The organism is Micromonospora sp. NPDC049903, from assembly GCF_044460945.1.
Taxonomy (GTDB): Bacteria; Actinomycetota; Actinomycetes; order Mycobacteriales; family Micromonosporaceae; genus Micromonospora.
On sequence record NZ_JBITKL010000007.1, the window covers coordinates 72,632 to 94,003 of the forward strand.

The 21,372-nt window shown below is 72.7% G+C and carries 21 protein-coding genes and 1 pseudogene; 15 read left to right on the forward strand and 7 right to left on the reverse strand.

Translation table 11 applies throughout. The annotated features are described in order from the left end of the window. Nucleotides 1-81 precede the first annotated feature (81 nt). Nucleotides 82-462 carry a DUF2267 domain-containing protein gene (locus ACIBO1_RS14155; protein WP_396745652.1) on the forward strand — a complete coding sequence of 127 codons (381 nt, stop codon included), beginning with the start codon at nt 82-84 and terminating at the stop codon, nt 460-462. A gap of 197 nt (nt 463-659) precedes the next feature. Next, a complete protein-coding gene (locus tag ACIBO1_RS14160; RefSeq protein WP_131055938.1) occupies nt 660-1,142 on the forward strand; it encodes a type II toxin-antitoxin system PemK/MazF family toxin in 483 nt (160 codons plus the stop codon). Between the two features lie 15 nt (nt 1,143-1,157). Here the strand turns inward: ACIBO1_RS14160 and ACIBO1_RS14165 are convergent, their stop codons facing one another. Together ACIBO1_RS14165 and ACIBO1_RS14170 are read right to left on the reverse strand one after the other, a co-directional pair. Beyond that, nucleotides 1,158-1,808 (reverse strand): flavodoxin family protein, encoded by a 651-nt coding sequence (locus tag ACIBO1_RS14165; protein WP_396745656.1) that lies wholly within the window; start codon nt 1,806-1,808, stop codon nt 1,158-1,160. Nucleotides 1,809-1,887: 79 nt separating this feature from the next. Beyond that, a complete protein-coding gene (locus ACIBO1_RS14170; protein ID WP_396745659.1) occupies nt 1,888-2,535 on the reverse strand; it encodes a GGDEF domain-containing protein in 648 nt (215 codons plus the stop codon). A 254-nt stretch (nt 2,536-2,789) separates the two neighbouring features. Here ACIBO1_RS14170 and ACIBO1_RS14175 point away from each other — a divergent pair, with 254 nt between their 5' ends. The 5 genes from ACIBO1_RS14175 (at nt 2,790) to ACIBO1_RS14195 (ending at nt 7,050) form a co-directional block, all read left to right on the forward strand. Next, nucleotides 2,790-3,029, forward strand: coding sequence for a DUF397 domain-containing protein (locus tag ACIBO1_RS14175; RefSeq protein WP_131055942.1), 240 nt, complete (start codon nt 2,790-2,792; stop codon nt 3,027-3,029). 137 nt (nt 3,030-3,166) lie between these two features. Then, nucleotides 3,167-4,048, forward strand: coding sequence for a helix-turn-helix domain-containing protein (locus ACIBO1_RS14180; RefSeq protein ID WP_396746118.1), 882 nt, complete (start codon nt 3,167-3,169; stop codon nt 4,046-4,048). A 105-nt stretch (nt 4,049-4,153) separates the two neighbouring features. After that, a complete protein-coding gene (locus ACIBO1_RS14185) occupies nt 4,154-5,209 on the forward strand; it encodes a LacI family DNA-binding transcriptional regulator (protein WP_396745662.1) in 1,056 nt (351 codons plus the stop codon). Nucleotides 5,210-5,212: 3 nt separating this feature from the next. Continuing rightward, nucleotides 5,213-5,419: a hypothetical protein gene (locus tag ACIBO1_RS14190; RefSeq protein ID WP_396745665.1), complete on the forward strand. Its 207-nt coding sequence runs from the start codon at nt 5,213-5,215 to the stop codon at nt 5,417-5,419. An 89-nt stretch (nt 5,420-5,508) separates the two neighbouring features. Beyond that, the gene (locus ACIBO1_RS14195; RefSeq protein ID WP_396745667.1) at nt 5,509-7,050 is read left to right on the forward strand and encodes a serine/threonine-protein kinase; all 1,542 of its coding nucleotides are present in this window, start codon (nt 5,509-5,511) and stop codon (nt 7,048-7,050) included. Between the two features lie 6 nt (nt 7,051-7,056). Here ACIBO1_RS14195 and ACIBO1_RS14200 read toward each other — a convergent pair whose 3' ends face one another. Beyond that, nucleotides 7,057-7,764 carry a carbon-nitrogen hydrolase family protein gene (locus ACIBO1_RS14200; protein WP_396745670.1) on the reverse strand — a complete coding sequence of 236 codons (708 nt, stop codon included), beginning with the start codon at nt 7,762-7,764 and terminating at the stop codon, nt 7,057-7,059. A gap of 81 nt (nt 7,765-7,845) precedes the next feature. On the opposite strand from ACIBO1_RS14200, the pseudogene ACIBO1_RS14205 reads away from it, so the two are divergent. Together ACIBO1_RS14205 and ACIBO1_RS14210 are read left to right on the forward strand one after the other, a co-directional pair. Next, nucleotides 7,846-8,631 (forward strand): annotated as a pseudogene (locus tag ACIBO1_RS14205) (DedA family protein); the annotation flags it as partial. A 491-nt stretch (nt 8,632-9,122) separates the two neighbouring features. Beyond that, complete coding sequence (locus tag ACIBO1_RS14210; RefSeq protein ID WP_396745673.1) at nt 9,123-9,545, forward strand: protein-tyrosine phosphatase family protein; 423 nt, start codon at nt 9,123-9,125, stop codon at nt 9,543-9,545. 112 nt (nt 9,546-9,657) lie between these two features. Here the strand turns inward: ACIBO1_RS14210 and ACIBO1_RS14215 are convergent, their stop codons facing one another. After that, on the reverse strand, nt 9,658-11,931 hold the full coding sequence (locus tag ACIBO1_RS14215) for an ATP-binding cassette domain-containing protein (RefSeq protein WP_396745676.1): 2,274 nt from the start codon (nt 11,929-11,931) through the stop codon (nt 9,658-9,660). Nucleotides 11,932-12,112: 181 nt separating this feature from the next. On the opposite strand from ACIBO1_RS14215, the gene ACIBO1_RS14220 reads away from it, so the two are divergent. Further along, the gene (locus tag ACIBO1_RS14220; RefSeq protein WP_396745679.1) at nt 12,113-12,841 is read left to right on the forward strand and encodes a MerR family DNA-binding transcriptional regulator; all 729 of its coding nucleotides are present in this window, start codon (nt 12,113-12,115) and stop codon (nt 12,839-12,841) included. A gap of 17 nt (nt 12,842-12,858) precedes the next feature. Here the strand turns inward: ACIBO1_RS14220 and ACIBO1_RS14225 are convergent, their stop codons facing one another. Beyond that, a complete protein-coding gene (locus ACIBO1_RS14225; protein ID WP_396745682.1) occupies nt 12,859-13,590 on the reverse strand; it encodes a class I SAM-dependent methyltransferase in 732 nt (243 codons plus the stop codon). Between the two features lie 160 nt (nt 13,591-13,750). Beyond that, entirely contained in the window at nt 13,751-15,010 is a 1,260-nt protein-coding gene (locus ACIBO1_RS14230) for a hypothetical protein (RefSeq protein WP_396745685.1), read from the reverse strand. A 312-nt stretch (nt 15,011-15,322) separates the two neighbouring features. On the opposite strand from ACIBO1_RS14230, the gene ACIBO1_RS14235 reads away from it, so the two are divergent. From ACIBO1_RS14235 to ACIBO1_RS14245, 3 genes are all read left to right on the forward strand, one after another. Beyond that, the gene (locus ACIBO1_RS14235) at nt 15,323-16,606 is read left to right on the forward strand and encodes a D-alanyl-D-alanine carboxypeptidase family protein (protein WP_396745688.1); all 1,284 of its coding nucleotides are present in this window, start codon (nt 15,323-15,325) and stop codon (nt 16,604-16,606) included. A gap of 85 nt (nt 16,607-16,691) precedes the next feature. Further along, nucleotides 16,692-17,912: a D-alanyl-D-alanine carboxypeptidase family protein gene (locus ACIBO1_RS14240; protein ID WP_396745691.1), complete on the forward strand. Its 1,221-nt coding sequence runs from the start codon at nt 16,692-16,694 to the stop codon at nt 17,910-17,912. 16 nt (nt 17,913-17,928) lie between these two features. Then, nucleotides 17,929-18,768: a M15 family metallopeptidase gene (locus tag ACIBO1_RS14245; RefSeq protein WP_396745694.1), complete on the forward strand. Its 840-nt coding sequence runs from the start codon at nt 17,929-17,931 to the stop codon at nt 18,766-18,768. Here ACIBO1_RS14245 and ACIBO1_RS14250 read toward each other — a convergent pair. Continuing rightward, nucleotides 18,746-19,567, reverse strand: coding sequence for a helix-turn-helix domain-containing protein (locus ACIBO1_RS14250; protein WP_396745697.1), 822 nt, complete (start codon nt 19,565-19,567; stop codon nt 18,746-18,748). The genes ACIBO1_RS14245 and ACIBO1_RS14250 overlap by 23 nt on opposite strands. 131 nt (nt 19,568-19,698) lie before the next feature. Here ACIBO1_RS14250 and ACIBO1_RS14255 point away from each other — a divergent pair, with 131 nt between their 5' ends. Beyond that, entirely contained in the window at nt 19,699-20,067 is a 369-nt protein-coding gene (locus ACIBO1_RS14255; RefSeq protein ID WP_396745700.1) for a nuclear transport factor 2 family protein, read from the forward strand. A 208-nt stretch (nt 20,068-20,275) separates the two neighbouring features. Then, nucleotides 20,276-21,205, forward strand: a complete 930-nt coding sequence (locus tag ACIBO1_RS14260; protein WP_396745703.1) for an ion transporter — start codon at nt 20,276-20,278, stop codon at nt 21,203-21,205. The last annotated feature ends 167 nt before the right edge of the window (nt 21,206-21,372 follow it).

The window sequence follows — 21,372 nt, forward strand, 5'->3', positions numbered from 1 at the left end:
GCTATACACCAGGCGTTAGCAGGGGACCCTTCCTTACACCCAGGGGCGGTTTGTGTGGGGGTGGCCGGGGTAATCGGCGCCGTGCGGTTTCCCCTCTTCGTCGCCGCGGTGTCGCGCCGGTCGGGTCTGCCGTCCGACCAGGCCGCGGCCGTGGCCCGCGCGGTGCTGGACACCGTCGTCGAGCGGATGGCGGGTGCGGCGGCGACCGCCGACCCGACCGGGTACCTGCCGGACGAGCTGACCGAGCTGCCCGCCGGATCCGGGTCGACCCGGCCGGTGGAGTTCCTGCGCCGGGTGGCCCAGCGGGCCGGGGTGGACGGGAAGACGGCCTCCGTCGGGGCGGAGGCGGTCTTCGCCACGCTGCGCGAGACCGTCACCGTGGACGAGTTCCGGCACCTGGTGGCACGGCTGCGGACCCCGTCGGCCGGGCCGGTCGACGGGCCCGGCGGCCACCTGCCGTGACGCGGGCGACGGCCGGGACGGGGGAGCGCGTGCGGCGACTCGGCGCGGGCACGTACCTGCCGTGACACGGCCGGTCGCCGCAGTGGGGGAGTGCCGGCGGTAATTCGGCGTGTGGTGCCAGCCGGACAGACCGGCGCGGGGTCGGGGCGGCGCTCCCTGCCGGTGGGGCGGTCGGCGGCAGCGGGTAGGCTGCCGCCGTGGCAGGTCTGTTGAGGAGTATGGCGGCCCGCGTCGGCGCGGTGATCCCGGGTCCCCGGCGTAGTGGGCCGACCCCGGCGAAGACCGCGCGACCGCGCCAGGTCACTGCGTTGCAACGCCGTGTGCTGTCGTACGCGCCCGAACCGGACGGCCAGGCGGACCCGGGGGAGATCGTCTGGACCTGGGTGTCCTACGAGGACGACCCCCGTCAGGGCAAGGATCGCCCGGTGCTGGTGGTCGGACGGCACAGCCGGACGCTGTTCGCGTTGATGCTGTCCAGCCGGAGCGACCGGGACGGCGAGCGGCACTGGCTGGCGCTCGGGCCCGGCGAGTGGGACCGGGAGAAGCGGCCCAGTTGGGTGCGGCTGGACCGGGTGCTGACCATGCGGGAGGACGGCATCCGCCGGGAGGGCGCGGTGTTGGACCGGGCCCGATTCGACCGGGTCGGCCAGGCGTTGCGCGCCGGGTACGGCTGGCAGTGACGTTCCCGCCGGCGCTCAGCCCGATTCGGGGCGGGGACCGGCGGCCGCGTGCCGGGTGTCCGGCGGCGGGTACGGCTGCTCGGCGAGCAGCCGCGCGAGGTGGGCGCTGTTGAGTGCCAGCGCCGAGGTCGTCCGGCCGGTGGTGTCGGGTTTCGGGCCCGCGTCACGGTAGTCGGTCTTGTGCAGGGCCTCACCGACCCAATAGGTCGCGCCGGCTGCCGGGCAGGTGAAACCCACCTCGTTGAGGGCCTGCTGGACCTGGCCGATGGTGTGGTGCGCGCCGTCCTCGTTGCCGACCACGGCGACAGCGCCGACCTTGCCGTAGGTGAGCAGCCTGCCCTCCTCGTCGGTCTCGGAGAGTTCGGCGTCCAGCCGTTCCAGCACCATCTTGCAGACGCTGGACGGCTGACCCAGCCAGATCGGCGTGGCGATCACCAGGATCCGCGCGGCGAGCAGCTTCGCCCGGATGTCCGGCCAGCCGTCGCCGTCGCCCTCGTCGGTGGAGACGCCGAACCGGACGTCGTGGTCGACGACGCGGACCAGGTCACCCTCGACACCCTGCTCGGCGAGGGCATCGAGGACCTCGCGTCCGAGCGTCTCGGAGCTGGAGGGCGCCGGTGAGCGCTTGAGGGTGCAGTTGAGCACCAGGGCCCGGATGTTCGCCACGATCGTCCCTCCGGTCGTCGTTCCGCCTGATCCGGAGTGGGTACCCCACTTCGGGCCGGCCACGCACGGAAGAGCCGGGTCAGCACTCGGCGAGGTGGGGGCTGTCGCGCAGTTCCCGGCGGGCCCGGCCGGCGCCGATGCCCTTGGCCTCGTACATCGCGGCGTCGGCCCGGCCCAGGGCCTCGGTGAGTTGGGTGCCGGTCACCGGTGCGAGGCCGACCGAGGCGGTCACCCGGAGGGTGACGGTGTCCAGCGGGATCGGCGCGGCGAGCATGTCGCAGAGTCGCCGGGTGGCGTGGTCGATCCACCGGCGGTCCACCGTGGGGCTGGCCAGCAGCCCGGCGAACTCGTCTCCGCCGAGTCGGGCGACCAGGTTGTCCCCGGCGAAGGTGGCCAGCCGCTCGGCGACGCTGATCAGCACCTGGTCACCGGCGGCGTGCCCGTACCGGTCGTTGATCTGCTTGAAGTCGTCCAGGTCGAGCACCACGGCGACCAGTGGGCGGCCTGCGCAGTCGGTGAGCAGGGTCGCGGCGAGACGATAGAAGGCACGCCGGTTGGGCAGGCCGGTCAGCGGGTCGTGGCTGGCGGCGTGCCGCTCGGCGGTCAGCTCGGCCTGGAGACGGCCGATCTCCGTCTCGGCGCGTACGGCGCGACGCCCGAGCTGCCAGGAGGAGAGCAGGGCACCGACGGCGCAGATACCGGACGCGACAGTGAGCGGATCCGGCACGCACCTCTCCCTTCGCCGCGAGCACGTCCCGCGCCCGGCCGACGGGTGTGTGCCAGACACCTCGTTTCCCCTGGTGGCGGCCGGGATCGCGTGACAGAAAGTGAGCGGATGGGCACCGCTCACTTGCGCTATCATGCTCGCTGTCCATTGCAGATGCAATAGCAGATGCACGTGCAGATGAGTGGACTCCATCCCTTTTGCCGCTACCGCTCCTCCCACGGCACCGGCGCCTACCGGAGAGAACCGACGCCACCATGCAGCAGCCGCCGAACGGCGTTCCCGTCGCCCAGTTGCCTCCCCTCGTCTGGCAGAAGAGTCAGCGCAGCAATCCCAGTGGGAACTGCGTCGAACTGGCGGAACTGCCCGAAGGGGCGGGGATCGCCATGCGCAACTCCCGCCACCCGGAGGGGCCGGCGTTGATCTACACCGTGGACGAGATCGCCGCGTTCGTCCTCGGCGCTCGGGACGGGGACTTCGACCATCTGATCGACTGACCGTCCATCCCATCGCTGGGAATCGCCGCGCGCGGGACGGAGGTTCACCTCACTGATGGTTCATGGCATGCTTACACGTCGGTCGGACCGGTCCGTCGGTTCGATCGACGACGGCGTGCGGAGGACGGCAGGTGACCATGGTTTCCGCGGAGGAGGGTCCGGCGGCGGGCCCCACCGTGCTGCGGATGCTGCTGGGTGCCCAACTGCGACGGTTGCGTGAGTCGCGCGGGGTCACCCGGGAGAACGCCGGCTGGGAGATCCGTTCCTCCGAGTCGAAGATCAGCCGGATGGAACTGGGTCGGGTCGGGTTCAAGGAACGCGATGTCGCCGACCTGCTCACGCTCTACGGCGTCACCGCCGACCAGGAGCGCGGCGCGCTGCTCAAGCTGGCCCGGGACGCGAACAACCCGGGCTGGTGGCACCGGTACGGCGACGTACTCCCGTCGTGGTTCCAGTCGTACCTCGGCCTGGAGGCCGCGGCGGCGCTGATCCGCAGCTACGAGGTGCAGTTCGTGCCGGGCCTGTTGCAGACCCGCGAGTACGCCCGCGCCGTGGTGCTGCTCGGGCACGGCCAGGCCTCGCCTGCGGAGATCGACCGCCGGGTGGACCTGCGGATGCGCCGGCAGGAGGTGCTGCATCGGACCAAGCCGCCCCGGCTCTGGGCGGTGGTCGACGAGGCGGCGCTGCGCCGCCCGATCGGTGGCCCGCAGGTGATGCGGGGCCAGTTGGAGGCCCTGCTCAAGGCCACCCAGACGCCGAACGTCCGGGTGCAGGTCATCCCGTTCGCCGCCGGTGGGCACGCCGCCGCCGGTGGCGCCTTCACCATCCTGCGCTTCGGCGACCAGGACCTGCCGGACATCGTCTACATCGAGCAGTTGACCAGCGCGATCTATCTGGACAAGCGCGAGGACCTCGACTTCTACGCGGTGGCGATGGAGCGGCTCTGTGTCGAGGCCGAGCCGCCGGAGCGTACGGCGGAGATCCTCGAACAGATGATCGCCGACCTCGACCCCAGGTGATCCACCCGAACCGCTGACGACAGTGCGGCATTGACACTCGGCGAACTGCTGGCTAGTCTCTGGATCGATCCAGTTTACTGAATCGATCCAGAAGGGCGGCGCCGCATGAAACCGACCCTGCGGGCCGTCGCCGAGGCGGTCGGCGTCTCGCGCAGCACCGTCTCCAACGCCTACAGCCGCCCCGACCAGCTCTCCAGCAAGCTGCGCGAACGCATCCTGGAAGCCGCCCGGCAGATGGGCTACCCGGGGCCCGACCCGACCGCCCGATCGTTGCGCCGGGGCTTCGTCGGCGCCATCGGCGTGCTGTTCACCTCGCGGCTGTCGTACGCGTTCACCGACCCCTTCGCGGTCCGGTTCGTCACCGGCGTCGCCGAGGCGGCCGAACGCCACGACAGCAGCCTGCTGCTGGTGCCGCTGCCGCCGGACGCGGCCGGTGCCCGGCGGGCGGTGGAGAACGCCGCCGCCGACGGGTTCTGTGTCTACTGCACCGGTGGCGAGGAGGGCATCCTCGACGCCATCCGGCGCCGTGGGCTGCCCTTCGTCACCACCTCGTCGCGGCCCCGCGCGGACGACCGGTGGGTCGGCATCGACGAGCGGGCCGCCGCGCACTCGGTGGCCGCGCACCTGGTCGACCTCGGTCACCGCCGGGTCGCGTTGCTCGGCCACGACGTCCTGCCGCGCGCCGAGACCGGGCTGCTGCGTGTGGCCGACGCGACCGACGTGCCGCATCCCACCACCCGCGAGCGGCTTGCCGGCTTCGCCGACGCCTTCGCGACGGCCGGCGTGGCCTGGAGCGGGCTGACGGTGCTCACCGCCGCAGACAACACCCGGGATGCCGGGGCCGCCGCCACCCGCGCGCTGGCCCGGATGCCCGAGCCGCCGACGGCGGTGCTGGCCGCCTCCGACGTGCTCGCCCTCGGCGCGCTCGACGCCCTGCGCGAGCAGGGCGAATGGGGACCACAGGTCTCAGTCACCGGCTTCGACGACATCGCCGAGGCCGCCACCGCCGGTCTGACCACGGTGCGCCAGCCCGCCGAGCAGAAGGGGCGCACCGCCGCCGAACTGCTCCTCGACCCGCCCGAGGACACCCGAGCGGGCCAGATCCTGCTGCCCACCACGCTCGTCGTCCGGACCACGTCCGGACCTGTCCCGAGGAGTTGACCGATGGAACAGCCCACCGGCTTCGTGTTCGCCGTCGACGCGGTCACCCGCCACGTCAACTCCGCCCGACCGGACGCGCCGATCCGTCCCGATCCGCCCCGCGCCGCGCGCTTCGCCGTCGGCCGTCGCCGCACCGCCGGAGCACTGCGCCGACTCGCCGACCGGATCCAGCCGGCCCCGCTGCCCAGTCCGACCAACTGCGTCCGATGAGAGCGACCGGTCCGGGTCTGCCCGGACCGGTCGCCGATCGGGCCGCTCGGCTGGTGTGCGGGGCGGTGTAGCAGGCAGACTGGAGACCCATGTCAGCCTTCACCCCCAGCCTGCGGTTGCACGACCGCTACGTGCTGCGCGACCGGATCGGCCTCGGCGGGATGTCCGAGGTATGGCAGGCCGACGACGAGATCCTCGGCCGACCCGTCGCGGTGAAGGTCCTCGCCGGCTCGTTCGCCGTCGACCCGGACCTGCGGGCCACCCTCCGCCGCGAGGCCCGCGCCGCAGCGCGCCTGGCCCATCCGCACGTCACCCAGGTCTACGACTACGGCGAGGCCGCCCTCGACGGCGGCACCGTGGTGCCGTTCCTGGTGATGGAACTCGTCGACGGGCAGAACCTCGCCGACCGGCTGGCCGACGGCCCGCTGCCCTGGCCCGCGGCCCTGCGCACGGCCGCCCAGGTGGCCGCCGCACTGGCCGCCGCGCACCGCATCGGCGTGGTGCACCGCGACATCAAGCCGGGCAACGTGATGCTCACCGAGACCGGCGCCAAGGTGCTCGACTTCGGCATCGCCGCGCCGGCCGGGCCACCGCACGCCGGGCCCGGCCCGACCGGCGAGCCGATGATGGGTACGCCCGCGTACACCGCGCCCGAACGGTTCGGCGCCGGCGCCCCGGACCCGGCCAGCGACGTGTACGCCCTCGGCGCGCTGCTCTACCGCACCGTCACCGGTGAGCCCCCGCTGCCCGTGCACAGCTGGGAGGACGCCCTGGTGGTGCACGCCAACCGACGTCCGGTGCCGCCGCCGCGCGTACCCGGGCTGCCGGCGGACATGGCCGACCTGATGCTGGCCTGCCTCGATCCCGATCCGGCACGCCGCCCCACCGCGGGTCAACTGGCGGCGCGGTTCGCCGCCGGCGCGAGCGGAGGGGCGTCGTCGGCCACCACCGTGCTGCCGATCGTCACCACCGCCGCAGGCCCCGACGCGGCGGACCCGCCCACCGGGACCCGTGCGGCGGCCGCCGCGCACCCGGTGACGCTCGTCGACCGGACCGGCACCTGGTCGGCGAGAGCCCGACCACCCTCCGGTGCCCGGTCCACGCCCGACGGTCCGGCCCGGAGCGCCCCCGACCGCCCCCGGCGTCCCCGCCGACCGGTCGGGGCACTGGTCGCGACCGGGCTGCTCCTTGTGGTCGGCGTCGGCACGGCGGTCGCCGTCAGCGGTGGCGACGAGGGGGTGCCGGCGGCCACGCCCAGCACCGCACCGGCGGCCCCGCCGCCGACCTCCTCGGCCCCGGCCACGTCGGCCGCCCCACGCCCCAGCCCCACGCCGTCGACCGGCCGTCCCGAGCCGGTGAACCTGCGACAGACCGCCGGCGAACTCATCGCCCTGCTGACCGAGGGCCAGTTCACCGGCGACATCGACCGTAAGGTCGCCGACCGGCTGCGCAAGGACCTGGCCGAACTCGCCACCGGCAAGCCCAAGGACCGCGAGAAGCGGATCGAGAAACTGCGCGACCGCCTCGACAACGAGGTGGATCGCGGCCGGGTCCCGGCCGACTTCGCCGACCGCCTGGAGCGCCTGCTCGACCAGGTCGAGGACTCACTCGACGACGAGGACGACGACTGACCGGTCTCAGGTGAGCGTGGCCCGGACGAACTCGCCCGGTGCCGTGCCCGCACGGGCCAGCACCGCGCCGTCGGGTGCCCAGATCGCCGACCGTCCGGCGGCCTCGGTGTAGCCGCCGCCGGTCGAGCCGGCGAAGCTCGCCGCCGCCACCACCACCCGGTGCGTGGTGGAGATCCGCAGCGCCCGCTCGTCGGGGACCGCCGCGTCGGCCGCGTGGTCGAGGATCGACGCGACGTAGACGTCGACGCCGAGCGCGCAGGTCCGGGCCGCGTGCTCCGGCACGCCGGTGTCCTTGCAGATCGCCAGGCCCAGCCGCCAGCCGTCGACGGTCAGCACGACCGGTTCCGGGCCGGGCCTGAACCGCCGGGCCTCCACCGGGCCGAGCGACATCTTCCGGTACGCCACGCGCGCGCCGGTGTGGTCCACCGCGAGGGTGGCGATGTGGTCACCGGCCACCGGCGCACCGGCCAGCGCCAGCGTCCCCGTCTGCGCGCACGCCTCGACGAGCGGTGTCAGCCGTGGGTCGGTCGGGTCGAGCGTCGGCGCGTCCAGTTCGTACCCAGTCAGCGAGAGCTCGGGAAAGACCACCACCCGGGAGGCCGCGGCCCGGACCAGCGCAGCGTGTGCCGACACGTTCGCCTCGACCTCATAGGCCACGCAGGACGGCTGGGTGACGGCGATCCGCAGCGGGCTGCGCGCTGGTGTGCCACTCATGCCGAGTAGCCTAGGAGCCGCTCCTTGCCGAATCGACGGGTGATTGTGCGATTCTCAGCTTGAGTTCGTAGCGTGTGGGCCATGATTCGTGCCCCGCAGGCTCCGTCTGTCGCCGACGTCGTCGGCCAGTCCACACCACCCGAGGACGGCCTGGTCGGCCTGGTGACCGACCTGATGGAGCGGCTCGGTGCCCCCGGGGCGGGGCTGGCCGTGGCGTTGGAGAACCTCTTCCCGCCCATCCCCAGCGAGGTGATCCTGCCGCTCGCCGGTTTCGTCGCCGCACAGGGGCGGATGAGCCTGGTCGGGGCGATCTTCTGGACCACCCTCGGGTCGGTGGTTGGTGCCCTGGCGCTCTATTGGATCGGTGCGGCGCTGGGCCGGGAACGGACCCGGGCGATCGCGGCCAAGCTGCCGTTGGTCAAGCTCAGCGACGTCGACCGGACCGAGGAGTGGTTCCTCCGGCACGGCGTCAAGGCCGTCTTCTTCGGCCGGATGATTCCGATCTTCCGCAGCATGATCTCCATCCCGGCCGGCGTGGAACGGATGCCGCTGCTGACCTTCACGCTCTACACCACGCTGGGCAGCCTGATCTGGAACACCACGTTCGTGATGGCCGGATACCTGCTCGGCGACAACTGGCACCTGGTCGAGGGGTACGCCGGCATCCTGCAGAAGGTGGTCATCGTGGCCTGCCTCGCCGGGCTGGTGTGGTTCGTGGTCACCCGGTTGCGGCGCTCCCGCCGGGCCGGCGGGCTGCGTGCCAACGACACCGCCTCCGCCGTGGCCGAGTCGGCGACGACCGGGACCCCCGACCCGCAGGGGCGGGGCACCATCTACCGCAGCGCCTGGGCCGACGACCGGCCGGTGACGGAGCAGCGCACCCGGGCCGACGACCCTCCGGCGACGGACCACCGGGCCTGGGCGGAGAATCAGCCTGTGGCGGGCCAGCACGGTGGTTGGGCGGAGAATCAGCCTGTGGCGGGCCAGCACGGTGGTTGGGCGGAGAATCAGCCTGTGGCGGGCCAGCACGGTAGTTGGGCGGAGAATCAGCCCGTGGCGGGCCAGCACGGTGGTTGGGCGGAGAACCAGCCCGTGGCAGGCCAGCACGGTGGCTGGGGAAGCGACCGGCCCGTGGCCGACCAGCCGGCCTGGGCCGACGGGCGTCCGGTGGCCGACCAGCGGGCCTGGGCCGACGAGCGGCCGGTGGCGGGCCAGCACGGCGGGTGGGCCGAGAATCAGCCCGTGGCGGATCAGCACGGCGGCTGGGGCAACGATCGGCCCGGGACCGACCAGCGCGCCTGGGCCGACGAGCGGCCGGTGGCGGACCAGGGACGCCCTGACCAGTCGGGACACCGCTGGTGAGCGGCGAGCCGCAGGGCTGGGCCGGGCAGACCGGGGTGGTCGCGCTGCCCGGCGGCGTACGTGTGCGGGGGCGGCGCATCGCGGATCCGGCGACCCCGGCCGACTTCAGTCTGCTGCTGGCGCCCGGGCCGACGCCTGAGTGGGCGTACCGGCGGGTGCGCTGGCCCGACTTCTGGGTGCCGGTGGACCGGGCCGATGCCCTGGACGCCCTGCGGGAGGCGCTGCGCCGGGGGTACGCGGGCGAGCGTGTGGAGGTGGCCTGCCGGGGTGGCACGGGTCGGACCGGCACCGCGTTGGCGGCGCTGGCGATCCTCGACGGGTTGCCCGCCGAGCAGGCGGTGGACTGGGTACGGGCCGCCTACCGGCCCCGCGCGGTCGAGACCCCCTGGCAACGTCGCTGGCTGCGTCGCCTGACCTGAGGCACCCGCCCGACGACGAGGCGCCGGGCAGGCCCCTCCGCCGCCTGACGACGAGGCGCCTGCCCGGCACGTCCCTGCCCGGGTACGACCGTGCCGGGCAGGGACGTGGCCGTCAGTGGGCGACGTACTCGCGCAGGTGCCGGGCGGTGAGGGTGTCGCCGTGCGCGACCAGGTCGGCGGGGGTGCCGGTGAAGACGATCCGCCCGCCGTCGTGACCGGCACCCGGCCCCAGGTCGATCAGCCAGTCCGCGTGCGCCATCACCGCCTGGTGGTGCTCGATGACGATCACCGTGTTGCCGGCGTCGACGAGCCGGTCGAGCAGGGCCAGCAACTGGTCCACGTCGGCCAGGTGCAGGCCGGTCGTCGGCTCGTCCAGCACGTACGTGCCGGCCTTCTCGGCCATGTGGATGGCCAACTTGAGTCGTTGCCGTTCACCGCCGGAGAGGGTGTTCAGCGGCTGGCCCAGGGTGAGGTAGCTCAGCCCCACGTCGGCGAGCCGGTCCAGAACCACCCGGGCGGCGCCGCCGGGGAAGAAGTCCTGCGCCACGCTGACCGACATGCCGAGCACCTCGCTGATGGTGCGACCGCGCAGCCGGTAGGTCAGCACCTCGTCGGTGAAGCGGCGGCCCTCGCAGCGTTCGCAGACCGAGGCGACGCCGGCCATCATCGCCAGGTCGGTGTAGACCAGCCCGATGCCCTTGCAGGTCGGGCAGGCACCCTCGGAGTTGGCGCTGAACAGTGCCGCCTTCACCCCGTTGGCCTTGGCGAAGGCGGTGCGTACCGGGTCGAGCAGGCCGGTGTACGTGGCCGGGTTGCTGCGCCGTGAACCCCGGATCGGCGTCTGGTCGACCACGACCACCCCGTCCCGGCGGTGCAGCGAGCCGTGCACGAGGGAACTCTTGCCCGAGCCGGCCACCCCGGTCACGACGGTCAGCACACCGAGCGGGACGTCCACGCTGACGTCGCGCAGGTTGTGCAGGTCGGCGTGGCGGATGGCGAGCTGCCCGGTGGGGGTACGGACCTGCTCGCGCAGGCGTACCCGGTGGTCGAGGTGTCGGCCGGTGCGGGTGTCGGAGCGCCGCAGTCCGGCGACGTCGCCGGTGTAGCAGATCCGGCCACCGGCGGTGCCCGCTCCCGGACCGAGGTCGATCACGTGGTCGGCGATCGCGATGGTCTCCGGCTTGTGCTCGACGACGAGGACCGTGTTGCCCTTGTCCCGCAGTCGCAGCAGCAGGTCGTTCATCCGGGCGATGTCGTGCGGGTGCAGGCCGACGGTGGGTTCGTCGAAGACGTACGTGATGTCGGAGAGGCTGGACCCGAGGTGCCGGACCATCTTGACCCGTTGCGCCTCACCGCCGGAGAGGGTGGCCGACTCACGGTCGAGGCTGAGATAGCCCAGACCGATCTCGACCAGCGAGTCCAGCAGTTCCCGCAGGTTCCCGGTCAACGGGGCGACCGAGGAGTCCTCGATGCCCCGGACGAACGCGGCGAGGTCGCTGATCTGCACGGCGGCGCACTCGGCGATGTTGCGCCCGGCGATGCGGGAGGAGAGCGCGGCGGCGTTGAGCCGGGTGCCGTCGCAGTCGGGACAGGTGGTGAAGGTGACCGCCCGGTCGACGAAGGCGCGGATGTGCGGCTGCATCGACTCGCGGTCCTTGGCCAGGTAGAGCCGGCGCACCTTGACGATCAGACCCTCGTACGTGAGGTTAGTGCCGCCCACCTTGATCTTCGTGGCCGGTTTGCGTAGCAGGTCCTCCCACTGTTGCGGGGTGAAGTCCTGGAGCTTGACGTCCGGGTCGAACAGGCCGGAGCCGACGATGGTCTGCCAGTACCAGGTGTCGACCGCGAAGTTCGGCACGGTGATGGCGCCGTCGTTGAGGGATTTCTCCACGTCCACGAGCTCGTTGACGTCGAGGTCGGAGACGCGGCCCAGGCCCTCGCAGGCGGGGCACATGCCCTCGGTCAGGTTGAAGCTGAACGCCCCGGCGCCGCCGACGTGCGGGGTGCCGAGCCGGCTGAACACGATGCGCAGCATCGCGTACGCGTCGGTGGCGGTGCCGACGGTCGAGCGGGAGTTGGCGCCCATCCGCTCCTGGTCCACCACGATCGCCGGGGTGAGGTTGCGCAGCGAGTCCACGTCCGGCCGGGAGAGGTTGGGCATGAACGACTGGAGGAACGCGCTGTAGGTCTCGTTGATCATCCGTTGCGACTCGGCGGCGATGGTGCCGAAGACCAGCGACGACTTACCGGATCCGGAGACGCCGGTGAAGACGGTCAGTCGACGCTTCGGGATGTCGACCGAGACGGAGTCGAGGTTGTTCTCCCGGGCTCCGCGTACCTCGATCACGTCGTGACTGTCGGCGGCGGACCGTGCTGACTGCTGCATGCGAACCCTTCGCGAGATCGTGGACGGACTCCCGCCCCGGAAAGGAGGAGCTGGGGATGGCCTGGCCAGGTTCAAGTGTCTCATTGACCTTCCCGTGGAGACTGCCGTCGACGGTGAGCGAGATCGAGGGGCGAAAGATGGCGCGAAGTCTCAAACGAACATGAGGCGCTAAAGTGAACCGGTGGCGGGACGACGGACGACCGGGCGGCTGCGCGCGGTGGACCTCGCCGCGACGGCCGGCATCTCCGTGCAGCAGGTGCGCAACTACGTCGATCTCGGGGTGCTGCCGTCGGTGGAGCGCACGCCGAGCGGCTACCGGATCTTCACCCCGGCACACCAGCGGGCCCTGACCGTGGCGCGGACGGTGGCCGACGGTCACGGCTGGGTGCGTACCCGCCAGATCATGGCGGCGGTGCACGCGGGTGACCTGGCGGCGGCGCTGGCCGCGCTGGACGCGGGGCATGCCGACCTGGATCGGGAACGGGCCGAGATCCGGCGGGTGCTCGGCGCCTTCGAGACGGTGGTGACCAACTCCGGCGCAGCGGTCCCGGTGCCCCGCCGGGCCGCCCGGGTCGGCGCGGTCGCCGACCTGGTCGGGGTCCGGACCTCGCAGCTACGGTCCTGGGAGGCGCGCGGTCTGCTGCGGCCGGTCCGGGAGTCGGGCACCGGCTACCGGCGCTACGACGAGGCCGAGCTGCGCGCGGCCCAGGTGGTGGCGTTGCTGCGCCGGGGCGCCTACCCGTTCGAGATCATCACGGCGGTGCTGGACGAGCTGAGGAGCACCGGCAGCCCGCAGCGGGTCCGCGCGGAACTCGCCCGGCGGGAGCAGGACCTGCACCGACGCAGCCTGCGCCGGCTGGCCGGCTCCGCCGCGCTGCACGACTATCTGCGGCATCTCCGCCTGGCCTGATCCGCGCTCGGGCCGGATCAGCGCAGCACCAGCAGGTCGAGGTGGTCGACCACCGGTGCCGGGGCGCTGCCCTGGACCGCCTGGCGTAGCCGCGCCATGCCCGCCCGGAACTCCGCCTCGCTGATCAGGTGCAGGGGAGTGTGCGCGCGGCGGTCGATCCGGTCGGCGTACTCGGCCAGCGAGGTGGCCACGGTCTGGGCTACCGGCTCGACGCTGCTCACCGGGAAGCCCGCCGCGGCGAACGCGGAGCGCACCCGGGACAGGCTGGGGAACCGGTCGAGCACCCGGATCGCCTCCGGGAACCACTCGAAGAGGGCGACGAGTTGGTGGCGTCCCGGGAAGGGGGAGCGGATCAGCACGGGTGCGCCCGGGCGCAGCACCCGGCGCAACTGTCGGGCCACCGTGTCGAGATCGGGTACGTGGTGCAGCATCGTCGACAGCCAGGCACCATCCACGCTGGACGCGGCCAGCGGGAGCGCGGTCGCCTCGCCGGCCAGCATCGGCCGGTGCGGGCACCGGTCGCGCATCGCCGGGGCCGGTTCCACCGCCAGCACGCGTACGCCGTACCAGCCGGTGAAGGTGGTGGCCCACGCTCCCGTACCGGCGCCGAGGTCCAGCAGTGTCGACCCGGGGCGTGGTCGCAGGTGCTCCCGGACGGCGTGCCGCCAGTGGGTCAGGCCGGCGGGCGCCAGCTCGCGGGTGGCGGCGAAGGCGGCCGCCTCGGCGTCGTCGTACGAGATCAGTCCCACGGTCACCCCTCCGACCGCAGCCGGCGAATCCGGCCCCGTGTTGTAACGGTTTGTAGTCGCTAGGTGACTGAGGGGTCAACCAGTTGTGAGAGATTCCGCAAAATAGAGACGGTGGGCGATGGCCGGAGCCGTCGCCCACCGTCGGTGGTGTGCCGTCAGGTCAGCTCACCGAGCAGGGGGCCAGGTTGACCAACTCGGCGGGCCGGTTGCCGTCGACCCGGCCGATCGCGGTGGCGATCCGGTTCAGGGCGGCGACACGCCGGTCCTTCAGCGGGCCGACGACGGTGTTCTGCACGAAGTTCGGTCCACCCTCCGGGCGTACCGCGAGCTGGGCGAGACGGGCGTTGGCGTCCGCGATCTGGTTGTCCAGGTTGGCCAGCTCACGCTGCACCTCGGCAGCGGCCTGAGCGGGTACGGCCGGCAGTCGGTCGGCGACGCTCGGGCAGTTCACCCGCTGCGCCACGCCGGCCCCGGCGTTGCCGTTGTTGCCGTTGTTCCCGGCGTTGCCCGCGTTGCCGTTGCCTGCGTTCCCGTTGTTGCCGTTGTTCCCGGTGTTGCCGTTGCCCCCGTTGCCGTTGACGGCGCTGGGGGCGCCCGCGGCGTTCAGACCGCAGGTGGCGAGGCTGGCGAGGTTCGGGCGCTGTCCGCCGGCCCGGTTGATGTTGATGCCGATGCGGTCGAGGGCGGCGGTGCGCTTGCTGGCCAGCGGGCCGAGGATGGCGTTCTGGATGAAGTTGGCGCCGCCCTGGGGGTTGGCGGCCTGTGCGGCGAGGCGGGCGTTGGCCTCTTCGATCTGCTTGTCGAGGTTGGCCAGTTCCTGCTCGACCCCGGCGACGGCGGCGGCCGGTACGCCGGAGAGCTTGTCGCGGACCGTCGGGCAGTTCGCCGTCTGCGCCGCACCGGCTCCGGCGTTGCCGGTGTTGCCGCCGTTGTTCGCGTTCCCGGCCGTGATGTCGCCGTTGCCCGCGCCGCCGTTGAGCGCGCTGCGGGTGCCCGCGGCGTTCAGGCCGCAGTTCGCGAGGCTCGCCAGGTCGGGGCGCTGTCCGCCGGCCCGGTTGATGTTGATGCCGATGCGGTCGAGGGCGGCGGTGCGCTTGCTGGCCAGCGGGCCGAGGATGGCGAGCTGGACGAAGTTGGCGCCGCCCTGGGGGTTGGCGGCCTGTGCGGCGAGGCGGGCGTTGGCCTCTTCGATCTGCTTGTCGAGGTTGGCCAGTTCCTGTTCCACCCCGGCGACGGCGGCGGCCGGTACGCCGGAGAGCTTGTCGCGGACCGTCGGGCAGTTCGCCGTCTGCGCCGCACCGGCGCCGTCGTCGGCGGAGGCCAGCGTCAAGCCCGCGCCGAGCAGCGCGACCGCGAGGATGCCGACCCCGCCGACTTTCAGGGCGGCCTGCTTCCGCTGGTTCTGGGTACGCCTGACCATGCTCTCTCCTCATGAATGACCGCCGGGCGGGCCGACCGCGTCGGCGGCCGCCGGCTGAAGCGCCGTGGGAAGCCCGGGTGGCTCGACAGCGGCGGCCGTCCGCGTGCCGGAGCCTGTTCCGGGGTGACCGTCGGGCGAGCTTCGGGAGCGCTCCCGTCGCAGGTCCGAACGTTGTGCTGTGTTCGGCTGTGGATACGGGGGGCGCGCGGCATCGGTTCAACGGGTGCGTGTGGAAGATCAGCGCGGTCGAGTCGAGTCGGCGGTCCGACCGAGCACGTGCTGCCGCCGATCGTGCCGTTAGTCTGCGTCTTCATGAGAGTCCGGGCCTTCTCCGTCGCCGTCGTCGTGCTCGCGATCGTGGCGCTTCCCGCGACTCCGGGTGCGGCTACGATCACCGACCGTGTCGTGGTCGCGTCGGCGTCGACCCCGCCGACCCCGGCCGCCGCACCGGCCGCGCTGCCCTGCCCGAAGGCGGTCGCGCCGAAGGTGACCCGCTCGCCACGGCCGACCCCGCCACCGTCGGATCCGGAGCATCAGGTGGTCGGCGGGGAACTGCTGGCGACCTCGGGACTCGTCGTGCCGCCGGGCGCACCGGCCCCGCCGAAGGTCACCGCGACCTCCTGGCTGGTGGCCGATCTGGACACCGGTGCGGTGCTGGGTGGCTGCGGCCCGCACGAGTACGCCACCCCGGCGAGCGTGCAGAAGCTGCTGCTGGCCGCGACCATGCTGCCCCGACTCGATCCGCAGCAGGTGATCAGGGTGACCCCGGAGGACCTGGACATCGCGCCCGGCTCCTCGGCGGTCGGGCTGCTGCCCGGCGGCCGGTACCGGGTGGAGACGCTCTGGTTGGGCCTGCTGTTGCAGTCCGGCAACGAGGCGGCCAACGCGCTGGCCCGACTCGGCGGTGGTCCGGACGGCGCGGCGGGCGGGGTACGGGCGATGAACGAGTACGCCCGCCACCTCGGCGCGTTGCAGACCCACGCGGTCACGCCCTCCGGATTGGACGGTCCGGGGCAGTTCACCAGCGCGTACGACCTGGCGTTGATCGCCCGCGCCTGCTTCGCCGACCCGACGTTCCGCCGGTACGCGCTCACCGAACGCACCCGGATCCCGGCCCAGCGGGGCTTGGACGCCAAGGGATTCCAGATCCAGAACGAGAACCAGCTCGTCTACCGCTACCCGGGTGCGCTGGGTGGCAAGACCGGCTTCACCGACTACGCCCGGCACACCTATGTCGGGGCCGCCGAGCGGGACGGTCGCCGCCTGGTGGTCACGCTGCTCGGTGCCGAGCCCCGACCGCAGCGCGGCTGGGAGCAGGGTGCCGCCCTGCTCGACTGGGGCTTCCGGCTGCCCCGGGAGGCGGGCGTGGGCCGGCTGGTGGAGCCGGGGGAGTGGGACGCCGCCCGTACGCCGGCACCGTCGTCGCCGGCCGTGCCCGCGCCGGCCGAAACGCCCCCGGTGAGCACCACCTCGGCCGCCGTCGACGACGGTCCGGGCGCGGGCACGGTCGTGGCGCTGGCGGTCGGCGTGGCCGCGATCGCGCTGGCGGTGGTCGCCGCCCGCCGGGTCCGCGCCTCGGCCCGCTCCCGCGACTGAACGGGTGCCCGCCGGGCGCGCCGGTGACGTGCTCGATGGTCGATTTGCCGGACCAGTCGGTAATCACCCGATAGTGTCGCTGAATGTGAGAGTCCGAGCCCTGGTCGTCGCGGTGGCGACGGCGCTCATGACCACACCGCTGCCGGCCACCGCCGCCGTGGCGGCGCCGGTTCCGTGCCCACGCCCGGCACCGCCGGCGCCCGGGCCGTCGAAACCGGTCACGCCGTCACCGGACCCGGTGCAGCGGGCGGTGGGCGGCGCGCGGCTGGCCACCCAGGGGCTGGTCGTCCCCTCGGCGGTGCCCCGACCGCCGAAGGTGGCCGCCACCTCGTGGATGGTGGCCGATCTGGACACCGGCGCGGTGCTGGGCGGCTGCGGCCCGCACGAGTACGCCACCCCGGCCAGCGTGCAGAAGCTGCTGCTCGCCGCGACCATGCTGCCCCGACTCGACCCGTACGACATGGTCACCGTCACCGCCGGTGACCTCGACATCGAACCCGGCAGCTCGGCCGTGGGGCTGGTGGAGGGTGGCCGGTACCGGGTGGAGACGCTCTGGCTCGGGCTGCTGCTGCGCTCCGGCAACGAGGTGGCGAACGCCCTGGCCCGGGTCGGTGGCGGGCCGGACGGTGTGGCGGGTGGGCTCCGCGCGATGAACGAGCAGGCCCGGGCGCTCGGCGCGTACCAGACACACGCGGCGACCCCGTCCGGCCTGGACGGTCCGGGGCAGTTCACCAGCGCGTACGACCTGGCGTTGATCGCCCGCGCCTGCTTCGCCGACGAGCACTTCCGCCGGTACGCGACCACGCGGGAGGCGACCGTCCCGCCCCAGCCGAGGCAGGGCGCGAAGGGCTTCACCATCGACAACGACAACCAGCTGCTCTACCACTATCCGGGTGCGCTGGGCGGCAAGACCGGCTACACCGACCTGGCTCGGCACACCTACGTGGGCGCGGCCGAGCGGAACGGGCGTCGGCTGGTGGTCACCCTGCTCGGCGCGGACGTCGTCGACAAGCGGGGCTGGGAACAGGGTGCCGCGCTGCTCGACTGGGGTTTCGCGTTGCCCCGGGACGCCTCGGTCGGGGTGCTGGTGAGTCCGGGCACCGCCACGTCCGCCGTACCGTCGGCCTCGGTGCCGCCGCAGGCGCTGCCCGGCGGGGCCGCTGGTGAGCCCGCACCGCGTACCCTCGGCGCCCCGCTGCGGTGGACCTCGCTGGCCGTACTCGCCGTCGGCGTGACGCTGCTGGCCGGCGCGCTGGTCGCCCGGCACCGCCGCCGGGCAGCCCACCGTGGCCGCCCGGCCCGCTGAGCCGTCCCGAGCGGTCGTGCCGGGGACGGTGTCGGCCCGCCTGACCGGGCGCGGTCGGTGGGCGGTCGGCCTGGGGGCGGCGGTCCTGGTCGCCGGGGTTTCCGGGTGCGGGCGGGACACGCCGCCGCCCGAACCGTCGCCGCCGCCGATGTCGGCACCGGCGCGGCCGGGTCTGGTGGTGCTCTCCGACATGGACGGGCGGATCCTCACCGACATCCGGTACGCCACCGCGCACAACTTCGTCGGCCGCCCCGTCGACGGCTACCAGGAGCCGCTCTGCCTGCTCACGGCACCGGCCGCGCAGGCGCTGCGCCGGGTGCAGGACGCCGCGCTGGCCACCGGTCACCTCCTCAAGGTGTACGACTGCTACCGCCCGCAGCGTGCGGTGGACGACTTCGTCGCCTGGGGCGCCGACCCGGGGCGGCAGGAGACCAAGGCGGAGTTCTATCCCCGGGTGGCCAAGTCCGCGCTGTTCGACCGGGGCTACCTCGGTGCGCCCACGTCGCACAGCCGGGGCAGCACGGTCGACCTGACGCTGGTCGCTCAGCCGCCGCCCGCGCAGCCCCGACATGTGCCGGGTCAGCCCTCGGGTGCCTGCACCGACCCGTACGGCCGGCGCTTCCCGGACACCGGCGTGGACATGGGGACCGGGTTCGACTGCTTCGACCCGCTCTCGCACACCGACTCGACAGCGGTCGGCGTCACCGCGCGGGCGAACCGGCAGTTGTTGCGGGACCTGATGACCGACGGCGGCTTCGTCGGCTACGACCGTGAGTGGTGGCACTTCCGCTACCGCGACGAGCCCTGGCCGGACACCTACTTCGACCTGCCGGTCACCCGCTCCTCGGCGGGCTGACCGGGGTGAGGTCGCGCAGCGTCTCGGCGGTCGCCGGGTCGGCGGGGAAGAACGCCTCCACGGCCAGCCCGGAGACCGTCACGTCCAGCGGCGTGCCGAAGAGCGTGGTGGTGCTGAAGAAGGACAGCTCACCGTCGCCGTGCCGGAACCGCAGCGGGACGGCGACCCGCGCGGCGAGGTCGCCGGCCGAATCGGCGGGACCGTCACCGCCGGGATAGCCGCGAAGCTCGTCGTGCAGCGCGGACAGCACCGGGTCGCTTGTCGTCTGGGCCTGGTGGCGCAGCCGCTTGAGCAGGTGGGCGCGCCACTGCGTCAGGTTGCGGATGCGCGGTGCCATGCCATCGGGGTGCAGGCTGAGCCGCAGCACGTTGACCGGCGGGGTGAGCAGGTCGGGGTGGGCGTCGGCGGTGAACAGGGCGATCGTGGGATTGGCCTCGAGGAGCTGCCAGTGCCGGTCGACGAGCACGGCCGGGTACGGGTGGTGCCCGTCGAGGATCCGTCGTACGGCGGCGCGGACCGGCGCCAGTTCCGGGTCGGCCAGCTCGTGCGCGGGGAAGGCGGGCGCGTACCCGCCGGCCAGCAGCATCACGTTGCGGGCGGCCAGCGGCAGGTCGAGGTGATCGCCGAGCCGCAGGAGCAGTTCCCGGCTCGGCTGTGACCGGCCGGTCTCCACGAAGCTCAGGTGCCGGGTCGACACGCCCGCCTCGATCGACAGGTCGAGCTGGCTCATCCCGCGCACCCGCCGCCAGTCGCGCAGCAGGGTGCCGACCGGACGACTCGGCATGGTCACAGTGGTCACCTCGCCGACCCTAGTGACCGTCGGGTGCACGAACCATTACCCACGAGGTAATCGACGCCGTGCGCGGCGGCGCGCAAGCATCGGTCCCGGCACCGATGGTCGGGCCGTGACGAGGCGAGGAGGAGACGTCGATGGCTGTCGAGTTCGACGAGTTGGTCGAGCGGTACCTGGCGATCTGGAACGAGACCGACCCGGCGCGGCGACGCCGGGAGATCGACGACCTGTTCGCCGTCGAGGGGCGTTACGTCGATCCGCTGGTGGTCGCGGAGGGGCGAGACGCCGTCGACGCGACGATCGCCGCGGTGCAGGACCGCTTTCCGGGGATGACGTTCCGCGTGGTCGGTCCGGTCGACGGCCACCACCAGCAGGTGCGCTTCGCCTGGGAACTCGGCCCCGAGGGTGTCGAGGCGCCGATCGCCGGTTTCGACGTGGCGACCCTCGACGACGACGGACGACTGACCCAGGTGCTGGGGTTCCTGGACCGGGTTCCGGTGGCGTAGTCCGGCGGCACCGCTGTCGGTCCGGAGTGGACGGGGGATGTCGCACCGGCGGGGCACGCCGGTGCGACATCGCGCTCCGCAAAGGTGGGATCGTCCGCCCCTCGGCGTCCCGTACGCTGTGGGCCATGACTGCCGTACGTCGATGTCGCCGTGACGCACGGTGGCCGGCCTCGCCGGTCCCAGACCTCCCGTCGAGGTCGGTTGCGAGGTGACTGTCACGCGTGTGCCGGTCCAGCGAGGTGGACCGGCGGACTCGCCGCCCGAGTCCCGGCTCGCCCGTGCCTGCGCCGAGATCGCCGCCTCGCGGTCGTTCGAGGTCACCATCGTCGCGGTGATCCTCGCCAACGGGGTGGTGCTCGGCCTGGAGACGTACCCCGACCTCGGCACGGCGGGCACCGCGCTGCACGGCGTCGAGTGGTTCTTCCGGACGGTCTTCGTGGTCGAGATCGCCATCCGGCTGCTGGCCTACGGTCGCCGTCCACAGGACTTCTTCCGGCACGGCTGGAACGTCTTCGACTTCCTGGTGATCGCGGCGATCTTCGTCCCGGGGCTGCACGGCGACTCGGCGCTGCTGCGGGTCGTCCGGGTGTTGCGGATGGTACGGCTGGTGCGGTTCTCGCCCGGTCTGCGCATGATCGTCGCGGCGTTGTGGCGCAGTCTGCCCGGTATCGGCGGGTTCCTCGCGCTGGCGATGGTGACGCTCTACGTCTACGGCATGGCCGGTTGGTTGATCTTCAAGGATGTCTACCCGGAGGAATACGGGGACATCGGGCGGTCGTTGTTGACCCTGTTCGTGTTGCTCTCGCTGGAGACCCTGCCGGACCTGATCGAGCAGGGCATGGAGTTCTCGCCGTGGACCGTGCTCTACTACGTGAGCTTCGTGGTGATCACCGTCAACCTGCTGCTCAACATCCTGATCGCGGTCTTCGTCAACTCGATGGAGGAGGCCCGGCGGTTGGAGATGACCGAGGGGCTCGCGCCCGGCTACGACCAGGACGGTGACGGGGTGCCCGACGAGCTGGACCGGATCGCGATCAGCCAACGGCTGGACGACCTGCGCACGCTCATCGTCGAGTTGGAACGAGAACTTCGTATCGACCGCGACGACGGACGACTCCGACGTGCGGGACGAGACTGAACGTCCGTTAAGGTGAGAGCGGATCTCCTGGTGGGCGGCGGGTTTCGGGCGTGGGTCCGGTTGTGAACCGCACGTGAACTCGCACACGGGCCAGGGCGGTCTGTCAGGGTGACACACCTTTGATCCGGATCACGGCAGATGCGGATTGCGGTCCTTACCGGATAGGG

Excerpts from the sequence above, each read along its gene's own strand:
- ACIBO1_RS14175 (WP_131055942.1), top strand. The coding sequence starts at position 2,790 with ATGCAGCAGCCGCCGAACGGCGTTCCCGTCGCCCAGTTGCCTCCCCTC.
- ACIBO1_RS14180 (WP_396746118.1), top strand. The coding sequence starts at position 3,167 with ATGGTTTCCGCGGAGGAGGGTCCGGCGGCGGGCCCCACCGTGCTGCGG.
- ACIBO1_RS14185 (WP_396745662.1), top strand. The coding sequence starts at position 4,154 with ATGAAACCGACCCTGCGGGCCGTCGCCGAGGCGGTCGGCGTCTCGCGC.
- ACIBO1_RS14190 (WP_396745665.1), top strand. The coding sequence starts at position 5,213 with ATGGAACAGCCCACCGGCTTCGTGTTCGCCGTCGACGCGGTCACCCGC.
- ACIBO1_RS14195 (WP_396745667.1), top strand. The coding sequence starts at position 5,509 with ATGTCAGCCTTCACCCCCAGCCTGCGGTTGCACGACCGCTACGTGCTG.
- ACIBO1_RS14200 (WP_396745670.1), bottom strand. The coding sequence starts at position 7,764 with ATGAGTGGCACACCAGCGCGCAGCCCGCTGCGGATCGCCGTCACCCAG.
- ACIBO1_RS14215 (WP_396745676.1), bottom strand. The coding sequence starts at position 11,931 with ATGCAGCAGTCAGCACGGTCCGCCGCCGACAGTCACGACGTGATCGAG.
- ACIBO1_RS14230 (WP_396745685.1), bottom strand. The coding sequence starts at position 15,010 with ATGGTCAGGCGTACCCAGAACCAGCGGAAGCAGGCCGCCCTGAAAGTC.
- ACIBO1_RS14235 (WP_396745688.1), top strand. The coding sequence starts at position 15,323 with ATGAGAGTCCGGGCCTTCTCCGTCGCCGTCGTCGTGCTCGCGATCGTG.
- ACIBO1_RS14255 (WP_396745700.1), top strand. The coding sequence starts at position 19,699 with ATGGCTGTCGAGTTCGACGAGTTGGTCGAGCGGTACCTGGCGATCTGG.